This window comes from Endozoicomonas sp. ALB032, from assembly GCF_049310125.1.
Classification (GTDB): domain Bacteria; phylum Pseudomonadota; class Gammaproteobacteria; order Pseudomonadales; family Endozoicomonadaceae; genus Endozoicomonas_A.
In genome coordinates, this window is the sequence record NZ_JBLYNW010000001.1 from 3,969,596 (window position 1) to 3,989,331 (window position 19,736).

At 45.9% G+C, this 19,736-nt stretch carries 18 protein-coding genes and 1 tRNA gene; 13 read left to right on the forward strand and 6 right to left on the reverse strand.

Annotated features, from left to right (window positions below):
- Positions 1-224 precede the first annotated feature (224 nt).
- From ACO6VG_RS15145 to ACO6VG_RS15155, 3 genes are all read left to right on the forward strand, one after another.
- Positions 225-1,130, forward strand: a complete 906-nt coding sequence (locus ACO6VG_RS15145; protein ID WP_422133086.1) for a multidrug DMT transporter permease — start codon at positions 225-227, stop codon at positions 1,128-1,130.
- A gap of 117 nt (positions 1,131-1,247) precedes the next feature.
- On the forward strand, positions 1,248-1,457 hold the full coding sequence (locus tag ACO6VG_RS15150; protein ID WP_422133087.1) for a hypothetical protein: 210 nt from the start codon (positions 1,248-1,250) through the stop codon (positions 1,455-1,457).
- A gap of 127 nt (positions 1,458-1,584) precedes the next feature.
- Positions 1,585-1,661, forward strand: a tRNA-Arg gene (locus tag ACO6VG_RS15155).
- Positions 1,662-1,822: 161 nt separating this feature from the next.
- On the opposite strand, the gene ACO6VG_RS15160 is transcribed toward ACO6VG_RS15155, so the two are convergent.
- Positions 1,823-2,689 (reverse strand): hypothetical protein, encoded by an 867-nt coding sequence (locus tag ACO6VG_RS15160; RefSeq protein ID WP_422474535.1) that lies wholly within the window; start codon positions 2,687-2,689, stop codon positions 1,823-1,825.
- A 348-nt stretch (positions 2,690-3,037) separates the two neighbouring features.
- Between ACO6VG_RS15160 and cas7g the strand changes: the two genes are divergently transcribed.
- The 5 genes from cas7g to ACO6VG_RS15185 all read left to right on the forward strand — a co-directional run bounded on the left by cas7g (position 3,038) and on the right by ACO6VG_RS15185 (position 10,464).
- Positions 3,038-4,270, forward strand: a complete 1,233-nt coding sequence (gene cas7g / locus ACO6VG_RS15165; protein ID WP_422474537.1) for a type I-G CRISPR-associated RAMP protein Csb1/Cas7g — start codon at positions 3,038-3,040, stop codon at positions 4,268-4,270.
- A 1-nt stretch (position 4,271) separates the two neighbouring features.
- Positions 4,272-5,627: a type I-G CRISPR-associated protein Csb2 gene (csb2, locus tag ACO6VG_RS15170; protein ID WP_422474539.1), complete on the forward strand. Its 1,356-nt coding sequence runs from the start codon at positions 4,272-4,274 to the stop codon at positions 5,625-5,627.
- A 13-nt stretch (positions 5,628-5,640) separates the two neighbouring features.
- Complete coding sequence (gene cas3g, locus ACO6VG_RS15175; RefSeq protein ID WP_422474541.1) at positions 5,641-8,484, forward strand: type I-G CRISPR-associated helicase/endonuclease Cas3g; 2,844 nt, start codon at positions 5,641-5,643, stop codon at positions 8,482-8,484.
- A complete protein-coding gene (locus ACO6VG_RS15180; protein ID WP_422474543.1) occupies positions 8,481-9,398 on the forward strand; it encodes a type I-G CRISPR-associated protein, Cas3-extension family in 918 nt (305 codons plus the stop codon). The genes cas3g and ACO6VG_RS15180 overlap by 4 nt, the downstream gene beginning before the upstream one ends.
- A gap of 763 nt (positions 9,399-10,161) precedes the next feature.
- On the forward strand, positions 10,162-10,464 hold the full coding sequence (locus ACO6VG_RS15185) for a terminase small subunit (RefSeq protein WP_422474545.1): 303 nt from the start codon (positions 10,162-10,164) through the stop codon (positions 10,462-10,464).
- Positions 10,465-10,933: 469 nt separating this feature from the next.
- Here ACO6VG_RS15185 and ACO6VG_RS15190 read toward each other — a convergent pair whose 3' ends face one another.
- From ACO6VG_RS15190 to ACO6VG_RS15210, 5 genes are all read right to left on the reverse strand, one after another.
- Positions 10,934-13,015, reverse strand: coding sequence for a DUF5906 domain-containing protein (locus tag ACO6VG_RS15190; RefSeq protein WP_422474547.1), 2,082 nt, complete (start codon positions 13,013-13,015; stop codon positions 10,934-10,936).
- Entirely contained in the window at positions 13,012-13,359 is a 348-nt protein-coding gene (locus tag ACO6VG_RS15195; RefSeq protein WP_422474549.1) for a hypothetical protein, read from the reverse strand. The genes ACO6VG_RS15190 and ACO6VG_RS15195 overlap by 4 nt, the downstream gene beginning before the upstream one ends.
- Positions 13,359-13,652: a helix-turn-helix transcriptional regulator gene (locus ACO6VG_RS15200; RefSeq protein ID WP_422474551.1), complete on the reverse strand. Its 294-nt coding sequence runs from the start codon at positions 13,650-13,652 to the stop codon at positions 13,359-13,361. Before ACO6VG_RS15200 ends, ACO6VG_RS15195 begins: the two co-directional genes overlap by 1 nt.
- Before the next feature lie 259 nt (positions 13,653-13,911).
- The gene (locus ACO6VG_RS15205; RefSeq protein ID WP_422474554.1) at positions 13,912-14,586 is read right to left on the reverse strand and encodes a helix-turn-helix domain-containing protein; all 675 of its coding nucleotides are present in this window, start codon (positions 14,584-14,586) and stop codon (positions 13,912-13,914) included.
- 32 nt (positions 14,587-14,618) lie between these two features.
- Positions 14,619-15,215: a hypothetical protein gene (locus ACO6VG_RS15210; protein WP_422474556.1), complete on the reverse strand. Its 597-nt coding sequence runs from the start codon at positions 15,213-15,215 to the stop codon at positions 14,619-14,621.
- Positions 15,216-15,452: 237 nt separating this feature from the next.
- Between ACO6VG_RS15210 and ACO6VG_RS15215 the strand changes: the two genes are divergently transcribed.
- The 5 genes from ACO6VG_RS15215 (at position 15,453) to ACO6VG_RS15235 (ending at position 19,711) form a co-directional block, all read left to right on the forward strand.
- Positions 15,453-16,376, forward strand: coding sequence for a metallophosphoesterase (locus ACO6VG_RS15215; RefSeq protein WP_422474559.1), 924 nt, complete (start codon positions 15,453-15,455; stop codon positions 16,374-16,376).
- A gap of 210 nt (positions 16,377-16,586) precedes the next feature.
- Complete coding sequence (locus tag ACO6VG_RS15220; RefSeq protein ID WP_422474561.1) at positions 16,587-16,784, forward strand: hypothetical protein; 198 nt, start codon at positions 16,587-16,589, stop codon at positions 16,782-16,784.
- Between the two features lie 87 nt (positions 16,785-16,871).
- Positions 16,872-18,389 carry an IS1182 family transposase gene (locus ACO6VG_RS15225; protein WP_422132798.1) on the forward strand — a complete coding sequence of 506 codons (1,518 nt, stop codon included), beginning with the start codon at positions 16,872-16,874 and terminating at the stop codon, positions 18,387-18,389.
- Between the two features lie 62 nt (positions 18,390-18,451).
- Positions 18,452-19,132 (forward strand): hypothetical protein, encoded by a 681-nt coding sequence (locus tag ACO6VG_RS15230; protein ID WP_422474563.1) that lies wholly within the window; start codon positions 18,452-18,454, stop codon positions 19,130-19,132.
- A gap of 54 nt (positions 19,133-19,186) precedes the next feature.
- The gene (locus ACO6VG_RS15235; protein WP_422474565.1) at positions 19,187-19,711 is read left to right on the forward strand and encodes a hypothetical protein; all 525 of its coding nucleotides are present in this window, start codon (positions 19,187-19,189) and stop codon (positions 19,709-19,711) included.
- The last annotated feature ends 25 nt before the right edge of the window (positions 19,712-19,736 follow it).

The window sequence follows — 19,736 nt, forward strand, 5'->3', positions numbered from 1 at the left end:
TTAGAAACTAGCCCAAATCATTGTGTGTAGAGTTATAGTTTGAATCATTTCACAGATGAGTGAAATAATTCATACGGATATTGATCTTTTAAGGATTCAAAAATCTGAAAAATGTATAAAAATCTTTCAATCTTCCTGTGAATCTGCCAAAACCGCGAGCCTGCACCTATTTTACGGTGTCCGTTAAGGATATTTTCTGACCATGCCAGCTAAGGAGTATACGTTTGGACAACCTGGCAATTATTCTCGTACTCGTTTCATCTTTCATGCACGCCGGCTGGAATTGTCTTGGCAAAAAAGTCAGGCCTTCAGGAGCCAGCTTTACCCTGTCCGTAATAATGGGGATGCTGGCTTTTGTGCCTCTGTTGCTTTTCTATATCGACTGGTTGGGAGAAATTTCCCGGGAAATTTGGCATTTGTTGATTCTGAGTGGTCTGTTTCAGGCCATCTACTACCTGGGTTTGGGCCAATCATACCGTTTTGGTGATATGTCGTTGATGTATCCGGTCTCCCGAGCCCTGCCTGTTCTTCTGGTTCCACCGGTTATCGGTTTATTAGGTTGGGGAGCGGAGTTCTCATCGGATAAATGGCTGGCATTCAGCCTGATTGTTTCAGGCTGTATCATCCTGCCATTGTGGCACTGGAGTGATATAAGCTGGTCTCATTACCTCAATTCTGCAACGGCCTTTGCAGTAATGGCTGCTGTAGGTATTACGGGATATTCTGTGGTCGACAGTCAGGCTCTTATGTTGATGAGAGTACTGTGGCCCGTCGAAGGGGTGGCCTTCAAAAGTGCTCTGCTCTATTTGATTCTTCAGGCCATCACAACCTGCCTCTGGCTGGTGCTTTTCACATTTCCTTTTCAGAAGCAGCGAAGGGAAATCGCACAGTTGTTTGCATCTCATCGGGGCACTCTGTTTTTTACAGGAGTGGCTATGTTCTCTACTTACAGCATTGTACTGGCCGCCATGGCATTTGCTGACAATGTCAGTCTGATTGTGGCTTTGCGACAAACCAGCATTCCTGTAGGTGTTTTGATGGGTGTTTTTCTGCTAGGAGAGAGGGGGTCGACACAAAAATGGTGGGGCACCGGATTCATCGTTTTCGGCTTGATTCTGGTAAGTATCTGACGATGCATAAGTAAATGAATCTGGCATGAAACCTGAATGGTAAAAAAGCCATGTTTTGGCACTGGAAGCTGAAAATATCTTGTGAGACTATCAGGTGCTTAGCAATCAGGAGGAATCATGGACGATAGCCGAAAGAACGAAACCGAGACTCGCAGCAGTTTACCCAATTGTCGTAATGAGGCACGGTTACTGGCTCTGAGAAAAGCTTACCTTGCGGGTGAGCTAAGGGTGGACAGTGCCAGAGTGGCAGATAAACTGCTCGCTTTCGAGAGTAAACTTGAATCAGCACTGAGTGACCAGAGTCATCTGAACGACAAAAGCAACTGACTGATTTCGCCGACAGGGATTTATCTTAAGACAGTGCTCAGAACGACTTTAATTCTTGGAAAAATTTCATCGATTCGTTAAAATGAAAGTCAGCCAGCCGGAACGATCTGCCCGCTGGCTTTTCTATGCTCCCTTGGCACAGCTGGATAGCGCGGCCCCCTCCTAAGGGGCAGGTCGGAGGTTCGAATCCTCCAGGGAGCGCCATATTTTTCAAGTACTTACCTCCTTATAGCTATTTTTTCTTCCTTGGTTTTTGCCGCTGGGTGTAGGTATGGGTGTAGGTTTCTATTTTGCTTTATCTGGGATTTCCTGAGACATACAGTTACAACTGCCTTTAAATGTCTTCCTGTCATCCGTTGCTAAGATCAGCTTTTGAATTCAAAAGCATCCCTCAGTAAGTCTGTTATCATCGGGCGATTTGCTTCCAGAGACTCTTTGGTGACTTTGAGTCGGTAGCCTTTCCTTTTATCGTATTCCAGTAGGTCCAGGTTTGAGTTTGCCAAAAGCTGATCCACTTCACTGGTTTGTGGAAGTCTGATACTCAGGGTCATATTGTTCCGCAGAGGGGTGCAGGTACCAAAAATTTTGGAATAGCCATTCAAGTTGAAGCTGATGTACCTCCTTGTATAGTTCATCGTAATATCTGGGTTGATGGTCTGGGCAATTCTTAATACATCATCTGCAATAGCAGTTGTTTCAGGGTTGGCTTTTTCATTTTCCCAGTATTGTCGGTTAGCGGAGTCACCTATGTTTTCATCTTCACTGGCTACGCCGTAATATGCGGTCGTATCCAGTACTTTAGTAAACAACAATCCAACACCTTCAGGGGTTTCTATTGCTGAGACTTGAAGGGCCATGATTGGTATCGCGCCGTTTAACAGGCTGATGACATTTAAAAATCGACTGGTAATATCTTCAGCAATAAGAATTGCGGTGTGATCATATTGGGGATGCCTTTTTCTTTCGATATCCCAGTACTCCATAGTACGAATCATATGGGATGGGTCGGTAGCACCCAACTGGACTTCTACTTCATAACGGCCATTGCCGTTGTTATCTTCGAGCAGTAAGTCAAGCCTCCCTGCGCACGGCTGAACTCTTTCTCTGTCTCTAACGAATACATCACCAATTCCCAGAATCTCTGGGAAGTTGTAGATGACATCCTGTAACCACTTTTCATTGAGCTTTGGGTGTTTCTTGAGCTTGAGAGTTTGCAGTTTTGTAAAGTTCATTGGGCCGTGAGCCTGTTATTTTGAGGTATTCATAATTCTCGGAAATCTGGATCTTATCTTTATTTTCAAAATTGGTATGGTGAAGCCATTGCAATAGCATTTCGCAACACTCAATAGCGCTAGCCCTATTGCTCAGATTAATGTGTGTTTCAGAATGGATTTTTTAGTTCGCCTCAACGCTGTTTTATCGTCGGTTTTTCGCTCACTTATATTCTTAAAAGAAATAAAAAAATATTTTTTATTTTTCGAATTCATATTAACAATGGCCAGATATTATGACTAATATTTTGATATGTGGACTTAAAATGTTAAACAGAATAAACAGAACATTATTAAAAGGAGGACATGATGTCCAAAAACAAACTTTTCGATTCTATCGATGCAGCATTGATGAATAAGGCATCAGCTGTGAGAATGAAGCTGTTCCTTGAGCCTGCGGGTGGTGCTGAGGATAAAGTTTTTCCACCTACTTATAAGCATCGCTCTGATGACAAGAAGAGTGAATATGCGTCAGAGAAAAGAATATCAAATGGAAAAGAATTGCAGTGTACTCTTCTCGATTCAGTAGCTTCGCAGGCCAACAGGATAGAAGATGCAATCTTACAGAAAATGAAGTCAGGGAGTTTGGGATTACCAGATATTCAGATTACTTTTGAATCCATTAATAAAAATATTAGTGTTCTTGAATTACCGCATCGGCTTTATGATGCGATAGTTCGTGATAGTCTCTTAAACGATGTGCCTTTTAGACAAACAGAGTTAGGTCAATTAATAACTTCCAGTGACTTTGTAAATGCTACTGCTCTTTTTGAGCAACATCCTGTTACGTTGTTATTAGGAGGCTGGGATTCACATAACCGGAACAACGGATTGGGAGTAAGGTTGCAGCGATGCCTGACATCTGAAATTAACGCAATCGGTGTTATTGGGGGGAAAAGGGTTGGAGGGCGAATCGATCCCGTTGCTATCAATAAAGATGCAGCCACTATTTATAAAGCGGAGGATACAGAAAGTCTCTGGACTCTTGATGAAGAAGAGGCGGAGAAGAAAAATCAAAAGCCAGTACCAATTTCAAGTCGGTCAAATACAGGTGATGGAAAACCATCGGCCATAGGCCATGGTAATATTCCACCTACGGTTTCTGAGCTGGGTGGTGTTACCTGTGAACAGATTGAACAAACAGCGGTCCTTTCCCTGACCCAGATTCGGAAGATGCGTTTCCCGGATCTTGATACGGGTGAGCTTTCCGAAGAGCGAGATCACATTTGTAGAATGGTGCTAGCCCTTTTAGGGTTACATGGTCTGGCATTGCAATATGATCAGGGTTATGACCTCCGTTCAAGATGTTTACTCATACCATCGGATGAGCCTGTGGTTACTATCATTGGTAAGACAGCAAAAGAAAAAGAGTCCCTGCCGCTTGATTCAAAAGATACACTGGATGCATTGAATTACGCAGTTAAAAAATTGAAGAAAGTAGGTGTCCGTTGGAATGCTGCGCCGGTAGAGTTGAAAGCATCGGATAAATTGGAAAAGCTGATTTCTAAAAGCCGAGCTCTCTCTGATGTAGAGGGGGGTTGAGATGTTAAATATTGCCGTAGAACTATTAGCTGGTCGATATTACGCAGGCGATTATAGCGATCGGGATAAGGCTGAATGGCCTCCGCACCCGGGGCGTTTATATTCGGCTTTACAGGCCACGCATTTTCATCTTGGCGGTAAGGAAGAAACGAAAAAGGCCTTATGCTGGTTAGAAGAACAAAAGCCTCCCTCTATTGTTTGCTCGGAAGCACAATTTCGATCCGTTTCAACGGCTTTTGTGCCAGTAAATGATCAGTCAACTTTGAAAGAACATCGACTTAAACAGCCTCGAACGTTTCCCTGTGCCATTCCTGAGGTGCCACTAATTCAATTTATTTGGGGCGCAAAGCCAGACAAAGCCATTTATGATGCATTGAATTATCTGGTAGAGCATTTGTCCTATCTTGGAACTTCTAAATCAGCTGTATGCTCCTGGATTTCAACTGATAAGCCGGAGCCAAATTATATTCCCTCAATTGACGGAAATATTTTCTTAAGGGTTCCTACCAAGGGTCGCTTTCAGGAGCAGGAGGATATTTTCGAATTAGGGCTGGACCCAAGAGCAAGGCCAGCTAATGGCCAATTCTACAAGTCAGTAAATAAATGTGTTGCAGTTGAACCCGAACCATTAGCTAACCCTTATTGGGATGCCAGAGATTTTTATGTTTTTACCTTGCATGGAAAATCAGCACAGAGCGTTGAGTCCACATTGATTTTATCCAGCAGTATCAGGAAAGCATTATTGTCACTCGTTGGAGACAGCGCACCAGATATCCTTCATGGCCATGGAAAAGGTCAGCATCTTGCTTTTCTACCTCTACCTTTTGTGGGATTACATGAACATGCCAATGGTCAGGTTCCCGGTTTCGCAGTGGCTTTACCCAAAGGTATTGATTTCTGTGACAGACAAAAAATTCTGGAAACTTTATTCAAGCTGAAGAAACTTAATTTTAACGGTCAATGTTTTGATGTTAGTTCGGGGGCGAATGATCCTAGAAAAACACTACAGCCCTCAAGGTGGGTGCAAGCATCGAAATATTGGGAGTCCGTAACCCCTGTCGTATTTGACCGACACCCAAGAAAGTCAGCTGGGAATACCAAGACAGATATCCTGTGTCAGGCATGTAGAAATATGGGGCTTCCTGATCCGGTAAATATTCATATTTCAAAGCAAAGCTGCTTGAGCGGAGTGCCTTCCAGCGAAGCATTTAAAGTAATTAGAAAAAAAGGAGAGCCTTTCAGACCCTTCTTCCATATCTCGCTGGAGTTTGACCGTCCTGTATACGGGCCAATAGTGTTGGGAGCTAAGCGTTTCTTCGGACTCGGTCTTTTTGCCCCTGAAGGTTTGCCAAGGTGATAGGGAGGCGGTTATGGATATAAAAGAGCGGTTTACACAGTTTTATCAAGCGGTACATGGTCAGGAAAAAAGCCCCTTCCCGTGGCAAATAAGGCTGTTGCAGTACTGGTTGGAGAATGGTCTTCCAGCAAGCATAAATCTGCCCACAGCATCTGGAAAAACATCAACGCTTGATGTGGCTGTATTTGTCTTGGCAGAGCAGGCTCTACTGCCTCCTGAACGTAGAACGGTAGGTAGAAGGATCTTCTTTGTAGTAGATAGAAGGCTGGTGGTCGACGATGCTCATACCCATGCGGAACAGCTGGTGAGAGTCTTGATTGAACAGCGGTCAAAACCGGCAGTTAAAAGTGTGGCAGATAAACTTTTGAAATATGGTGGCGAGTCTCCTCTGATGACTGCTGTTATGAGGGGAGGGATGTTTATCGACAACAGATGGGTAGAATCACCCTGCCAGCCAGTAATTTGTTTGACGACTCTCGATCAGGTTGGTTCCCGGTTATTGTTCAGGGGCTACGGAGTTTCACCCTGGCAGTGGCCAATACATGCCGGGCTGGTGGCCAACGACAGCACATTCATAATTGATGAGGCGCACCTGATTCAGCCATTTGTCGATACACTGGAAATTATCCCAAAACTCCGAAAACAGCAAAAAACTATCCGGGTGCCTTTCAATTTTACCGTCATGTCCGCCACATTAGGAACTCAGGCTGAGTTTCTGCTGGATGATGAAGATTTCTCCCATCCGGTTTTATCTGAACGTCTGACAAATAACAAAGTGGCTCGTTTGATTTCTGCCGATTATGAAGATTTTAATCGTGTTGCAATACAACAGGTAAAACTGTTGGCGAAAAAAAAGCGACATAAAATCATTGGAGTCATTGTTAATCGTGTGGACAGTGCCAGAGCGATTTTTGAAGAACTTAATAGAACAAAGGATGTAGTTCTGTTGACTGGGCGTATTCGTCCCTACGACAGAGATCGCTTGCTTGAGAAAATAGGAGGGCAGCTAAAAGCGGGCGATACATCGCGGAAGCATCGTGAGAAACCATTGTATGTGATTGCCACCCAGACTGTGGAAGTCGGAGCGGATATTAGCTTTGATGCTCTTGTTACCGAGTGTGCCTCTCTTGAGGCATTGCAGCAACGTTTTGGTCGTCTGGATCGCCTGGGCAAGCTGATAGATACCGAGGCGATGATTATCCTGAGAAAATATCCCAAGGGCAGGCTTGACCCTGTTTATCAGCAGGCTAGAGGCGACACGTTTAAATGGTTAAAAAAAGTAGCTTCCGGAAAAGGCGCCAGTGCATCGGTCAATATGGGTAACGAGGCGCTTGCTGGGTTGAAAAGTGATCCGGCTAATCCACCACCCACGGCACCCATAAACCATGCACCCGTTTTGATGCCTGCCCTGGTTGATCTCTGGATGCAAACTGCCCCCCGTCCTGAGCCCGAGCCTGATATTGAGCCTTACTTAAGGGGTGTTCAGAAGCCAAGTCGTGATGTTTATCTTATCTGGAGAGTCGATTTACCTCCGTCTGCAGGTGATGACCTGAAAGACGTCGATGTACTGCTTTCATGGCTTCCTCCTACAGGGAGGGAGTCATTAGCTGTTCCAGTGGCCGCCGCTCGCAGTTGGTTGACCGGTGACACCTATCAATCTTTTGGCGATGTTGATTATGAAGAGGCTGCACAAGACTCAACGCAGCTCCATCAGTCGAAAGCTACTGTCATAAAATACGAAGAGGGTGGATGTCGCTGGGTCACCGCTGAACAGATAAGACCAGGTGATACACTGGTCATTCCTTCTGGGCGTGGAGGTACTGATGAGTTTGGCTGGTTACCAGAAGGGAAAAAAAATAAGCATGTTTCAGTTAAGGACCTGGCAGAACAAATTCAACTTGAGCGTTTCAGAGAACAGAAGAAAGGACAGCTGTCATTACGATTACAGCCGAATGTGCTAAGCCAGTGGCTAGAAATATCAGAGGAGCTATCTACCCAGCTGTCTCAGCTCTGTGTTGCCATAAAAGGAGAGTGTGGTGCAGAGTCACTGCGGGATGATGTTGATGCTATTCTGGAAGATTTATCACAAACGGTGGACCCGGTCATCGCTGAAAGCTTGCCTTTGAAATATTTCCTCAATCAACCCTTCCAGATTCACCTTCATCCATCCGGTGACGGTGTTATTTTAACATTAGGTAGAGAACTGCTGGTTTCGGATACTTGGGATAAGACTTCCCATACCCGACCCATTGCCCTTGAGGATCACCTGCTCGGTGTTGAACGTGAAATACAGCGACTGGCTGAGAAGTGTGGTCTTCCGGATCGGCTTGCGGAGACTGTAGCACAGGCGGGTAAGTATCATGATATTGGTAAGGCTGACCGCAGGTTCCAAACGCTTTTGCATGGCGGCGATAGCTTAGCTGCAGGGCAAGGCGAAGTGCTGGCAAAATCAGGCACCAACCCCAGTGACCGAGAGGCTGTGCAAAAAGCCCATGAGCGATCAGCTCTGCCAAAAGGATTCCGCCATGAAGTACTATCGGTCGCGGTTCTGCAACGCAACCAGCATATTGCGCTAGTAGACAGAGGGTTAGTGGAGTATTTGGTTGGGACCCATCATGGGCGATGTCGACCACTGCCTCCTGTTATTCAAGATGATTTTGATGACAGATATCCGCTGGATCTGTTTGAGGAATCGTTCTTGATTAGCTCACAGCATAATTTACAAAATATCAGTAGCGGCTGGATAGATAACTTCTGGTTCCAGGTGCATCGATTCGACTGGTGGACGCTGGCTTATCTTGAAGCCATTGTTCGTTTAGGAGACTGGGCGCGTTCCCGGAAGGAGGCAGAAGAATGAGCAAACTTTCATTGCCTGGTCTGGATGGGCGCTCTCCCATGGGGGTAATGGCAGCCTGTGGTTTATTGAGAGTGATAACGCGAATGATGCCTGAGAGGTTGCCAAAACTTTCCTGGGTTAAGGTGTCCAGAACTGCTGAGCTGCATATGCCTGATGGGGCCGAAACGCTGGAGACCATTTTGATGAGGGCTCTCGAGTATCGCCTGAACTCTCGAGTCCTGACGTTGGGTGACGATATCAAGTTGCCACCTGAAGAGTATCAAAGGTGGGTTTTAGAGTGTTTGTCAGATACATCTGATGGCACATATGGTGATGATCTGATTGAATTTATGCCTGCTTTTGGCAGTGACCAGATTACCCAGTCGGTAAAGAATGCGATTAAGACGACACCGTTTCATATGACGGCTGGACAGCAGCGCTTTCTTCGAATGGTCCGTGAGTTAGTTCAAACCTTAGGGCAGGAAGAAAGTATCGCAGAAAAAATGAATGAGGCTCTCTTCGAGCCGTGGGCATACCGGGATAAAGTTCACTCAATGGGGTGGAACCCTGCAGGTGAAAGAACCCACGCTTATCAGCAGGAGGCGCCCAGCAAATCCAAAGCAAAAGGGGTTATGCTGGCAGTTTGGTTGGCCTTTGAGGCGTTACCCCTGTTCCCGTGTATGGCAACAGGTAGAAAACTGAGAACTTCTGCTTTTACTGGATATGGCAGAAAGCAGTTTTTCCATTGGTCCCTGTGGTTTGAGCCCATCAGTTTGATTGCGGTGAAAACACTGAACAGTCATATGGGCAAAGAGATGAGAGGCGCCGATGTGCCTGTGGCTGGTCTATACGAGCTATACAGTAGTCGTCGGATGCCGCTTGGTGATAAAGGGTTTAGTGTATTTAAACCTTCAGTGATGGGACATTTGCGCTAACCCCGTGTGCTCAAATAGACCTCGGTGGGTTAGCGATCAGGTAATTTGTCCTTTAACAATGGATTTATTTTGTTTGGCCTTTGCCTGTACGGGGCTTGGTTGTTTATTTTTTTAGGTTAGCGAAAATGGCCTGTAGAGTCTCTGGTAGCAAAGGTGGCGGGTTTTCTGGGCTCTCGAAGTCCAGCCTCGTTGAAGCGATATTGTTATTACAGAAAACGCCTTTCGAGTTTGGGCTTTCTGGGCTCTCGAGGCCCAGCCATATTGCAGTTTCATATAGGCACGCGTTGCTAGGTGAGCGTTGTGGTTTTCTGGACTCTTGAAGTCCAGCCCCGTTGAAGCTGGAATTTTGATTTCACGCCGCCCGCGTCGGCTTTTTTTCTAGGCTTTCGAAGCCCAGCCTCGTTGAAGCATCGCCTCTTCATTGCCCTCTAGCTCGAAGTCGCGGTTTTCTGGGCTCTCGAAGTCCAGCCTCGTTGAAGTTATGAAATGAATTATACCGTCTGGAAGAAGCGTGGGTTTTCTGGGCTCTTGAAGCCCAGCCTCGTTGAACTTCACTCCATCGCGTGGCAGAGTCTTAGAACGATGGGTTTTCTGGGCTCTCAAAGTCCAGTCTCGTTGAAGCTGTTTGTTTTGCTTAACCTCAGGGTCATTACAGACCTTTCCCGGGCTCTCGGGCCCGGCCTCGTTGTTGTACTTAGGGCTGATGTCATCGAATCTGGTAAAATATAAGTAGAGGTTTTTCTAGTTCAGGGATGGATGACAGATGGCACTCAACGCACGACAAAGGACATTTGTCGAGGAATATATCAACAACCCTTCTTCGGTGGCTGAGGCTGTGAAGAAGGCAGGTTATCGTACTGCCAACCCCCACTCAACAGCGGCCAAGCTGTTAGTGCATCCAGCGGTGAAAGAGGGGATACGCAGGCAGCGGGAAAGGCTTCAGAAACGTCATGATATGACCCGGGACAAACTGGCACTGATGCTGATGGAAACATACCATGTGGCCGATACCGTTTCCGACCGGTTAAAAGCTATTCGGCAACTGGCAGATCTCTATGGGCTTTGATCTCTGACCTTTGTCATTTTCCCCGAACCCCACCAACTAATAATGTCTGCACTTTGCCAGGAGTCCCGGGAGAAAGTTTAATTCCTGCCATAGCCGTTTAAGAAGAGGGGGCCTATGAAAGGGGGATGGATGCCTTTTTATCTCGGAATCCTAAACCCTGTGGTTCAGATGGAAGTCAGGTTTTTGCGATTTCTCAGGAATGGAAACTGAAAAAAATTTCCGGAATTTTGGGACAGGCTTTCAAGATTGATTTTGAAACCTGCCACATCCGGAAGTATTGAAAATTCTGGTCTGGGACAGGTATCCATGTTTTTACCTATAAAATATTAAAAATAAATATACCGATAAAAACTACTTTTTCCTCCGACAGTCGGAGCCAAGGGCAAAGCAAAAAAAACCTGCCTAATCCGGAAACCCGGATCACCTGGCAGGCTTTGAATAGGTTGATAGATGAGTGAGTAGGTTGAACCTACTCGCCCCACTCCACAGGCTGCTTGAGAAAAGCTTCAAAATCAGCACGGCTGGTTTGTAAGTCTGAAAGTCTGACGACCCTGAACTGTTTACCATTCTCCCGTATTTTGCAGTCTGTATTGATGTTTGGTGACATCTCTTTCAACTTACGGTAGAAGGCATTATTCGCGGTATATTCAGCTTTAGACCCTGCTGAGTTTTTAAAAGCCTCGTAGAGCTGTTTTTTATCGGTATGTTCTGGCCATTCCTGATTATGAGGGTAAAGCTGTCCATCATGGAGGCAGGTATACCACCAACTTTCAGCAGGCTCCATACTTTGCTCTTTCTGGGCGAGCAATGCATCGGTTTTAGGGACATCCCGGAGGTTCTTTGAAGAGATATCCCGGGTTACCAGCAGATGGTGCAGGGCTTCAAGGCCACCGTTATTCATCTGCTTTGCAATGGCTTCAAAATAAGCAGCGTCCTGTTGGTGCTGGTTACCGACATCAAGTACCAGAAACCGTCGCTCTTCTGCTCCAGCAGGCACTGCCCAGTCATTATTGGTGGCCATGATCACCCGGTTGTAGTTATCCATGGGGGTCGCATCTTTATTCTTGAACTCAACTATCCGGCGCTTTTCGGTAATCAGGGTTTTCAAAGAGCCTTGCAACTCTTTTTTACCGGGCCAGTAAACTTCATCCAGAAATACCAGGATACTATCCGCAAGAATAGCGTTGAACCTACCCAGTATTTGCTCAGTAGAGGTAATCTGCTTGTAGTGTCTGCCAAACAGCTTGCCAAACCAAGAGGCAAATACGCCTTTACCGGTGCCTTGCCTGCCCCTGAGAACAATGGCTATGCCAATCAGTATCTCAGGGTTTTGGACAAGGTGAGCCATCCAGTCAAGGATGTAATCGTATATCTGCTCATCACCGTTACATATATTGTCGCGTATATGGTTCAGGTAAAGGTTGCAATCACCTTCAATGGGTTCACAGCTCAAGCCCTGCCATAGATTGAATACATCGTCGTTGGCCGCTTTTCCTGGGGCAAAAACAACCTGCTCATATTGACTTCGTTTAGGGTGTTTCAACCAATATTGAGAGGCACTTTTGCCATCTCTGGTAAACCGGTTCATTTGGGCTTTGTTGAAGTCCTCAAAGCTCATGCAAGCGACCTCAATGCCCGACGCCCCACGATCTAATACCACTGTCTTGCCGCCGACGCGAACAACAGAATAGCGGGCATTGTACTCGTACAGAATCGGGTCATTTGCCGCTATTTTTTCATCATCCGATGAACGAATACTCTTCAGCGTCTTTACCAGTTTTTCATCAGACAAAGGTGGACTGTTTTGACTGTTCCATAACCGAAGCCCTGTCAATATCCGCTGGTTGTTGAATCCCTGCCGTATCCAGGCACCAATCAGGCTGGTCAATGCCGCTGTTCTTTCGCCGTCGCCCAGTGACACATTGAGAGCAACCAGCACCCGGCTGGAAGGCTTATATTGGTTGACTTCATTGATGCTAAGTCCTAACCCCTCGATGACCTTATCCAATGTGTAAGCCTTGTGGTCGAATGCCTCTAACACACTGCTCAGAAACGGGTCACCTTTATGGTGGAGGAAGCCCGGAACTCGCATTACACGACTAAGGTTACAGACTGAAGAATCTCCATCAAAACGTCTGGCAATGGCTTTCTGCACTGGTTTAAATTGATCGACTGGGAAATTCTCCACTTTCCAGTAAGCATGGTACTTGTCAGGGCTGGTTTCGATGATCATATGTGGTGGTAACACTCCTTCTTTCTTAACGGGCGCCAGAGGCGCACCGTCAAGATCAAGAAACACAGCGTTCACGCCAACCACATTGGCGTCCTTACCGCCTTTGCCATCAGTCTCGTTGACCATAACAAAAATGTCTCCACCCTGTTGGTTTGCCCGCATCAACTGGTCTTTGCTTTCAGCAAAGGTACCGCAGATATTTTGGGCGCTGCCATTTTTGTGGATGACTCTGAACTGGTGGCAGGCCTCCCGACCTGCCAGGTGGTTCAAAAACGCTTCTGCCATATCCAGATTTGCGTGGGCTATGCCAGTTCTCATTTAGCACCTCCATGTCGCAGAATAACGGGGGAGCTTGCAGCGTCGTGCTCAGTCCAATAATTATCAAATAAATCACATAAAGCGTGGTCTAGTAATTTAGGCGTAAGAACAACATTAGCCCCAAGACTAATGGACTCTTTTGTCCCTTCGATGAAGATCGTCTCTATATGAGGGCCCCCGTCAGGCTCATTGGCGAACGTGTTAAGATCACATCGAAAAAAAACACTGTTTAAACCGGTCTCATGGCCTTCAGGTACCCACAAAGGATGGTAGTTCATCAAAAAATATACACTCAGATTTTGGACGTTGTGTTGAAATTCGGTGCCAGTCACTACAATATCCATTATTTGCTCTCCCCATAGGCTGCATCATTCGCTGCTTTCAATTCTTGGGCTTCCATCCATGCCAGAATGGACGACAGCCTCCATACTCTTTTTCTGGGGGATAGTTTTATCCCTTTCGGGAAGCCACTTTCTGGGTCTTGCATTCTTCGATAACGGGTAGCTCGACCATCGTTGGTGATACGGTCGACCACATGGCCGGGGATCCAGGGATCAACCTTCTCGGATAAGGTTGTAGGCATAGCCACGCTTTCTGGTTTGTTATCGTTGGAGTCAGTCTTACTTTTTTTGCTCAAAATGAGCTCCTTGCCTCTTGGGCTTTTTATCTTTTTCACTCTGTATTGTATTCGAAAATAAGCAATGCTTATATTCACATACGAAATCATCCATCTTTAATAACACCAATAAACCCTCGTAATTAGGGTTACATTGATAGTTAATAACCTGCTGAAGCAAAGCACTAATATGCAATGCTCTATTGAATAATATAATCAATGCTTATATTGATTCAAGTCGTTCCAGCATTTATTGTGAAGTAATGTTATTTCATCGCTTTTATTTCATTGTTTTAAGGACTTTTCCGAGAAAGCTAAGCTGGTTTTTTATAAGTTCAATCTGACTGCTTCCAGAGCGAACAACAAGGTGATCGTCGTGTAGGCTAACAAGATTAAATAGGTGATAACCGGAGCGCATTCGAAACATCACTGCAATTTTTTCAGCACCAACAATGGTTTCAGTCGGGTCCACAATTGCGTAGCCTCGGGATTCTGGCCATGCTTCTGTTGGTGCATCCAGTTCGATAGCGACTGATTGATGAGTGCAGCCCTCGACGCTCACAATCGTTTTCGTCGCTAATTGTCCAGACACAGTGCCAATCACAGGTAGTCCTGTCTTTTGTCCATCCTGAGGGAAACGCAGCTCTTTGTAAGCAGATGCTTTTTCGGCTTCATCGTAATACAAGTCAATATCGGGTTCGATATCTTCCGGTTTACATTGCAATGCCCGGGAAAAACGGATAATGGCATCGGTATTCAGGGATACCTTAGCATTCATGTATTGGGAAACAATACTCTGGTTTTTAAACCCGGCCAGTTCTTGCAAACGTTCCTGTGTAAGACCCAGTTCTGCTTTCTTTTGCTGGTAGATACGCTTGAGCCTTGCCGAGCGAGCCTTGTGGGTATCTGTAACTACCCTGTTTATAGCTGTTTTTTCCTTGTTTTCTCTGGTCATTGCATACTTCGGCTTTCAATGTGTCTCATAACTTATAGTAACCTGTCATGGTTAAGTGGGCTATCGACTATCGGTGTTAGTGCCTTGTAGAGCTCTGCCAGTCGGTTGGTTAAAGGAGTTGGCAGTTCTTGCTCACAATAGAGGGCGTATGACTCAAAATCTTTGCGAGAATAGGCACCCTTTACCAACTCAGCTGGTTCTCCGTTGCTCACTCTTTTGTCTTTAGTACAGTTCTCGAGCAAGTACCAGCATTCCAGAACAGTTGGCCCCCACATTTCCCGAAAGTGCTTTTTAGGAATCAGTTTATGTTCTGCCATATAACTGAGACGCTGGAGAGTCACGGAAACCTTTTGGGCTGATCGTTGCCATTGCCCTTGGTTGGCCAGTGTATTTTGTTCAGGGTAAATGGATCTAAGTGTATTGATATCAGGCTTGACCTTTTCCATCTCTTCCATGGCCCAGCGCAGTAGTTCGGCATGTCTGCTCAAGGCTGTTTCACGAATAGAATGGGCTCCCTGACGCAGACTTAAGAGTAGTACCAAAGTTAGCAGGGTCATTAGTATATCAGATACACCGGATACGCCACTCCAGTTAAATGGCAGAAAGCTGAATGAAATTCCTTCCATCATGGCTTGCCTCCATTCTTTTTATTTATTGGAGGTTGATTTTATCGGCTTCTGTTTCTGCTTACCATCAGTCCGGCTATTGTTGAGGGTGAAGATTGCTATGCAGAAGGTGCCCTCTACCTTATCCTGATGAATATAAAATTAATGCTGATCAGAAGTGTTGGGTTTCATTTATCATAATGACACGTATATCCGGCTAAAACTTATCTGATAGCAGTGAACAGCCGCTCTGGGAGAAACATGTACGATATAATCGCTGACATTCATGGACAGGCCGAAGAGCTTGAAGCCCTGTTGCAAAAAATGGGATATAAAAGGACGGATGGGGTATTTACCCACTCAGAGAGGAAAGCCGTATTTCTTGGAGATTTTATCGATCGTGGTACTCAGGAGCAGCGAACAATCGAAATCTGTCGTTCAATGGTAGCGTCTGGCGCGGCGCTGGCGGTGATGGGTAATCATGAATTCAATGCGATCTGCTACGCCACTCCAGATCCATCAAAGGAAGGGGAATACCTTCGGTCACATGCCAAACCTGGCAACCAGAAAGCTCATCAGGCTTTTCTGGATGAATTCCCGCTGGGATCACCACAGCATAGAGAGGTTATTGAGTGGTTTAAGACCCTTCCGGTATTTCTCGATCTTGGAGATATTCGGCTAGTTCATGCCTGCTGGCATCAGGAAAGTCTGGAGCTGGCTAAACCTTGGCTGGATGACAGAAATTGTCTACTACCTGAAGCTTATGCATTGGCATCCAATAAAACACATTCGCTCTACACTGCCATTGAGTACCTGTTAAAGGGCGTTGAAATTGATCTGCCAGATGGTACCAGCTTTAAAGATAAAGACGGAAAAGAGCGCATAGCTACACGTATTCGCTGGTGGGATAAAAAGGCTAAAACCCTCGCTGATGTGGCTATTGGTCCGGGTTTGGGGTCTTTACCAGAGGTACCTGTTGAGACTGGACGTTTTCATTACCATGATTCAGTTCCAGTCTTTATCGGTCACTACTGGCTATCTGGTTTACCCCAAAAGTTAACTGACTACGTGGCCTGTGTTGATTATAGTGTTGCGAAGAAAGGAGGCCGTCTGGCAGCCTACCGATGGCAGGGAGAGACCGTTTTGGATAACCGCCACTTTGTTTGGGTTGATCGGGATCAGTAGCAGATATCAATGTTGAATCATCACAACCCGAATTACAGGAACCAGCTCAAGAACAACCAGATTCCCCTGAACTGGTCTACACCCCAAGCGGCAAGCCGTGGCCTATAGTACAAGCGGCTCAGGCCCAAGGGCGCAGCTATACTGAACGGACAGGTAAACTGTACGAACCTGTTCAGGTCGAAGGCGGCTACGCATTAAAGGAGATACAGAATGAAGAAGGACCTACCACCGACACCGATGCGGGAACCGAAGCACCAAGGCCGGATAGACCTACTGAAACAAAAGGCCAGACTAGACAAGCTACGCAAAGAGAGAAGCGGGGAGATCGTGGACCTCGATTACGAAGTGGAACAGTGCGAGAAGATTTTGCAAGGAATCTTTGGCAACGACAGGAGCAAAAACAACTAACTGAGGGACGGGCAGACGAGCTAGGAGCCTGACCGAGAATAGGCTTATCTGTTATGATAAGCCTTAAACCAACTCTGATTATGCCAAATGTCACCACCACCAAAGTTTAAGGACAGTCCTGTTGAGTTTGATCAGCATCTGCTGTTCCCAACCAACGTTTTCGATTTGCTTCCCAAAGATCATGATTGTTTTATTTATGAAAGCATTTTTCAGAACATTAATACGTCTGAAGTCGAAAAAAAATATCACCACCTTGGTCAGCACGCATACCCTCCAAAGCTCATTGTCGCTATTCTGATCTACGCATACAGCCATGGTGTTTTCAGTTCCCGTGAGATTGAGCGACGGTGTCGACAAGACTTGGCGTTCATGTATATCTCACAAATGAACTGCCCGAATTTCAGGGTTCTTGGTGACTTTCGTAAGGATAATCTGTCGTTTTTCCATGACTGCTTCAAACAGTCAGTCAAACTGGCCATTGAACTCAAAATGGCATCACTGGGTCATATCAGCCTGGACGGCTCCAAGTTCAAAGCCAACAGCTCAAAACACAAGGCCATGAGCTACGGGAGGCTCAAAGCGAAAGAGGCAGAACTCAGTGCCGAAGTGGATGAGCTGATCAAAAAAGCCAGTCAGTGTGATCAGGAAGAAGATGACGCCTACAAAGCAACCAATGGTTACAGCATTCCTGAAGACCTCCAGTTTAAAGAAGAGCGCCTGAAAAAAATCAAAGAGGCCAAGAAAGCACTTGAAGAACGTGAAAAAGCTTTAAATCCAGACAAACCAATAGACGACAAAAAGCAGATCAGTTTTGCAGATCACGATGCCCGCGTGATGAGCAAGAAGGGGTATTGTGAGTACAGCTACAATGCTCAAATTACAGTTGATTCCGATAACCAGATCATTGTTGGCCAGCATGTCAGCCAACACGCCAACGATGTACAGGAAGTGGAGCCGGCGCTGAGGGCATTATCAGGAGCCACTGATGGCGCGGCTGTAGATAAGTGGAGTATGGATAATGGTTACTTTTCAGGGTCAAACTTACATACAGTCGAGCGACATGAGATTGATGCCTATATCGCAACCGACAAGGCGGAGAAGCCTGCCGCTGACGACCTTGAAAGCTCTGACAGGAAGTTTGTCAAAGCGGATTTTGCGTATGATTCCGAAGCTGATGTATTTATCTGTCCGGCAGGGGAAAAGCTGGTAACGAACCCGGCCAGCAAAAGCAAAAGAAAAAGCTACCGGGCAAACAAGACGGTATGCAGGGAATGCCCTTATCGTCGGAATTGCAGTGATTCAAAGAAAGAGGCTGGCAGGGTTATCCGTACCGATAAGTTTGAAAAAGCACGTCAGGCTATGAATAAGAAAATGGAGACAGCCGGTGCGAAAGCCATATATGAGCGTCGTAAAGTTATTGCGGAGCCACCATTTGGACAGATAAAAGAATCTGGTTTCCGAGGGTTCAGTCTCCGCGGCAAAGAAAAAGTTTCAGCGGAATTTTCACTGGTATGCACTGCGCATAATATCAAAAAATTTGTAAAAGCGGCTTCCACGAGGTCAATCCGTCTTGAAGATTTGAAAGAGGCTAAAAAGGCAGCATAGAGGCTGTGAGAAGGCATAAATATGCAAAAATGAGCAAAATCCCACTAATAATTGGATATTTTTTGCTCATTTTAAGATTTGGGAAAACTTCTGTTGGTCTGGTTGCGCTGTTCTCGGTCAGGCTCCTAGTACAGTATTACAATAGCCAAAGCCCTGAAATACTCCGACAGGCATATAAAACCTTCACTCGGGGCCAACAGGACTATGAGCCTTTCAGTTTGGCGGTTAATATTTTTTTTGATGCTGTGATCTTCAGAGCATTCACCGATGAGCAGGCTACAGCCCTTGCTTTGGATGCTTTTGAGGATGCAGTTAATGCCGCCCGCGATCTACGTAATACCGCCGCCGAATCCAACGCCACAGCCTTCCAAATTTCTCAGTCAACCACCGACACTGAATCAGGCGAAACACAGGTAGCCAAGTACCAAGAAGGCATTCAAGTTGTTGACCCCCGTGACCAGCAACCTACCGAAGCACGCTTCACGGAAGCCACCTTAGCCAAAGGTTTTACAACACAGATCAATGAAGCCAAACAGTGGATAAAAGAACTCAGGCTACAATTCCCACACAAAGCAGCGGTGCTCAAGAAACAGGCCCTGCCTAAGAAACCAAAGCAAAAAAACCAGACATACAAGTACTATGTTGTCCCCCGTGAGGACCAAAAGCACCCAGAACTGACGGGGTATCAACTGTTTGCTTCAGAAAAGTTAGCAAAGGCCGTCAACAGTAGCTTAAAATTGTGATTATCTGACTGCAGCATTGTTATAAACTGCTAGAAAAGTAATAAGGTGAGGGTTATGGGCAGGAATAAAAATCACCAACAGGGTGAAACTCTGGATGTCGCGAATTTCACGTCAGAGGGCGCTGCAGGTATTGTTTCAGCCTATCGGGAGGGGAGGAGTACCCAAGAAAATGCAGCAGCCCATAGTCAGCTGAGCAGTGAGATTCGCAAAATGAACTACGGACAAAAGATCATAGAAGGGAAGTGGCAGGTATCTGACCATAATGAGCCAGTAGTTGAAAAAGCCATTCTGCTGGTGGGTAATGGTTCTGACAGTGGCAATATGAAAGGGCTGTTGAAGAAATTAATGGCTGAAAACCATCAGGCTGCGGTTGTCTACAAAGCGGCAGGTCGATCAGACATTAATCTGCTGTTCGCTGATGGTAGCCAACAGTCAGTATCAATATTAGAGCTTCAATCTTTTTCTAAAGTCTATGGACAAATGAGGGGCAAGCCAGAGGTTGAGTTTTGCCTTGAGAGCACTTCGTCGCCCAAAAACTGGCTGGGGAAGTTGGCTGAGAAAAATGCCCAGCCGGTCTGAATTGACTGGTTCGGGCTTATGGCCC

What these genes read in the sequence shown, in the direction of transcription:
- ACO6VG_RS15185 (WP_422474545.1), top strand. Translation starts at nt 10,162, where the DNA reads ATGGCACTCAACGCACGACAAAGGACATTTGTCGAGGAATATATCAAC.
- cas7g (WP_422474537.1), top strand. Translation starts at nt 3,038, where the DNA reads ATGTCCAAAAACAAACTTTTCGATTCTATCGATGCAGCATTGATGAAT.
- csb2 (WP_422474539.1), top strand. Translation starts at nt 4,272, where the DNA reads ATGTTAAATATTGCCGTAGAACTATTAGCTGGTCGATATTACGCAGGC.
- ACO6VG_RS15210 (WP_422474556.1), bottom strand. Translation starts at nt 15,215, where the DNA reads ATGATGGAAGGAATTTCATTCAGCTTTCTGCCATTTAACTGGAGTGGC.
- ACO6VG_RS15220 (WP_422474561.1), top strand. Translation starts at nt 16,587, where the DNA reads ATGAAGAAGGACCTACCACCGACACCGATGCGGGAACCGAAGCACCAA.
- ACO6VG_RS15160 (WP_422474535.1), bottom strand. Translation starts at nt 2,689, where the DNA reads ATGAACTTTACAAAACTGCAAACTCTCAAGCTCAAGAAACACCCAAAG.
- ACO6VG_RS15190 (WP_422474547.1), bottom strand. Translation starts at nt 13,015, where the DNA reads ATGAGAACTGGCATAGCCCACGCAAATCTGGATATGGCAGAAGCGTTT.
- ACO6VG_RS15205 (WP_422474554.1), bottom strand. Translation starts at nt 14,586, where the DNA reads ATGACCAGAGAAAACAAGGAAAAAACAGCTATAAACAGGGTAGTTACA.
- ACO6VG_RS15195 (WP_422474549.1), bottom strand. Translation starts at nt 13,359, where the DNA reads ATGGATATTGTAGTGACTGGCACCGAATTTCAACACAACGTCCAAAAT.
- cas3g (WP_422474541.1), top strand. Translation starts at nt 5,641, where the DNA reads ATGGATATAAAAGAGCGGTTTACACAGTTTTATCAAGCGGTACATGGT.
- ACO6VG_RS15215 (WP_422474559.1), top strand. Translation starts at nt 15,453, where the DNA reads ATGTACGATATAATCGCTGACATTCATGGACAGGCCGAAGAGCTTGAA.
- ACO6VG_RS15225 (WP_422132798.1), top strand. Translation starts at nt 16,872, where the DNA reads ATGTCACCACCACCAAAGTTTAAGGACAGTCCTGTTGAGTTTGATCAG.
- ACO6VG_RS15150 (WP_422133087.1), top strand. Translation starts at nt 1,248, where the DNA reads ATGGACGATAGCCGAAAGAACGAAACCGAGACTCGCAGCAGTTTACCC.
- ACO6VG_RS15180 (WP_422474543.1), top strand. Translation starts at nt 8,481, where the DNA reads ATGAGCAAACTTTCATTGCCTGGTCTGGATGGGCGCTCTCCCATGGGG.
- ACO6VG_RS15235 (WP_422474565.1), top strand. Translation starts at nt 19,187, where the DNA reads ATGGGCAGGAATAAAAATCACCAACAGGGTGAAACTCTGGATGTCGCG.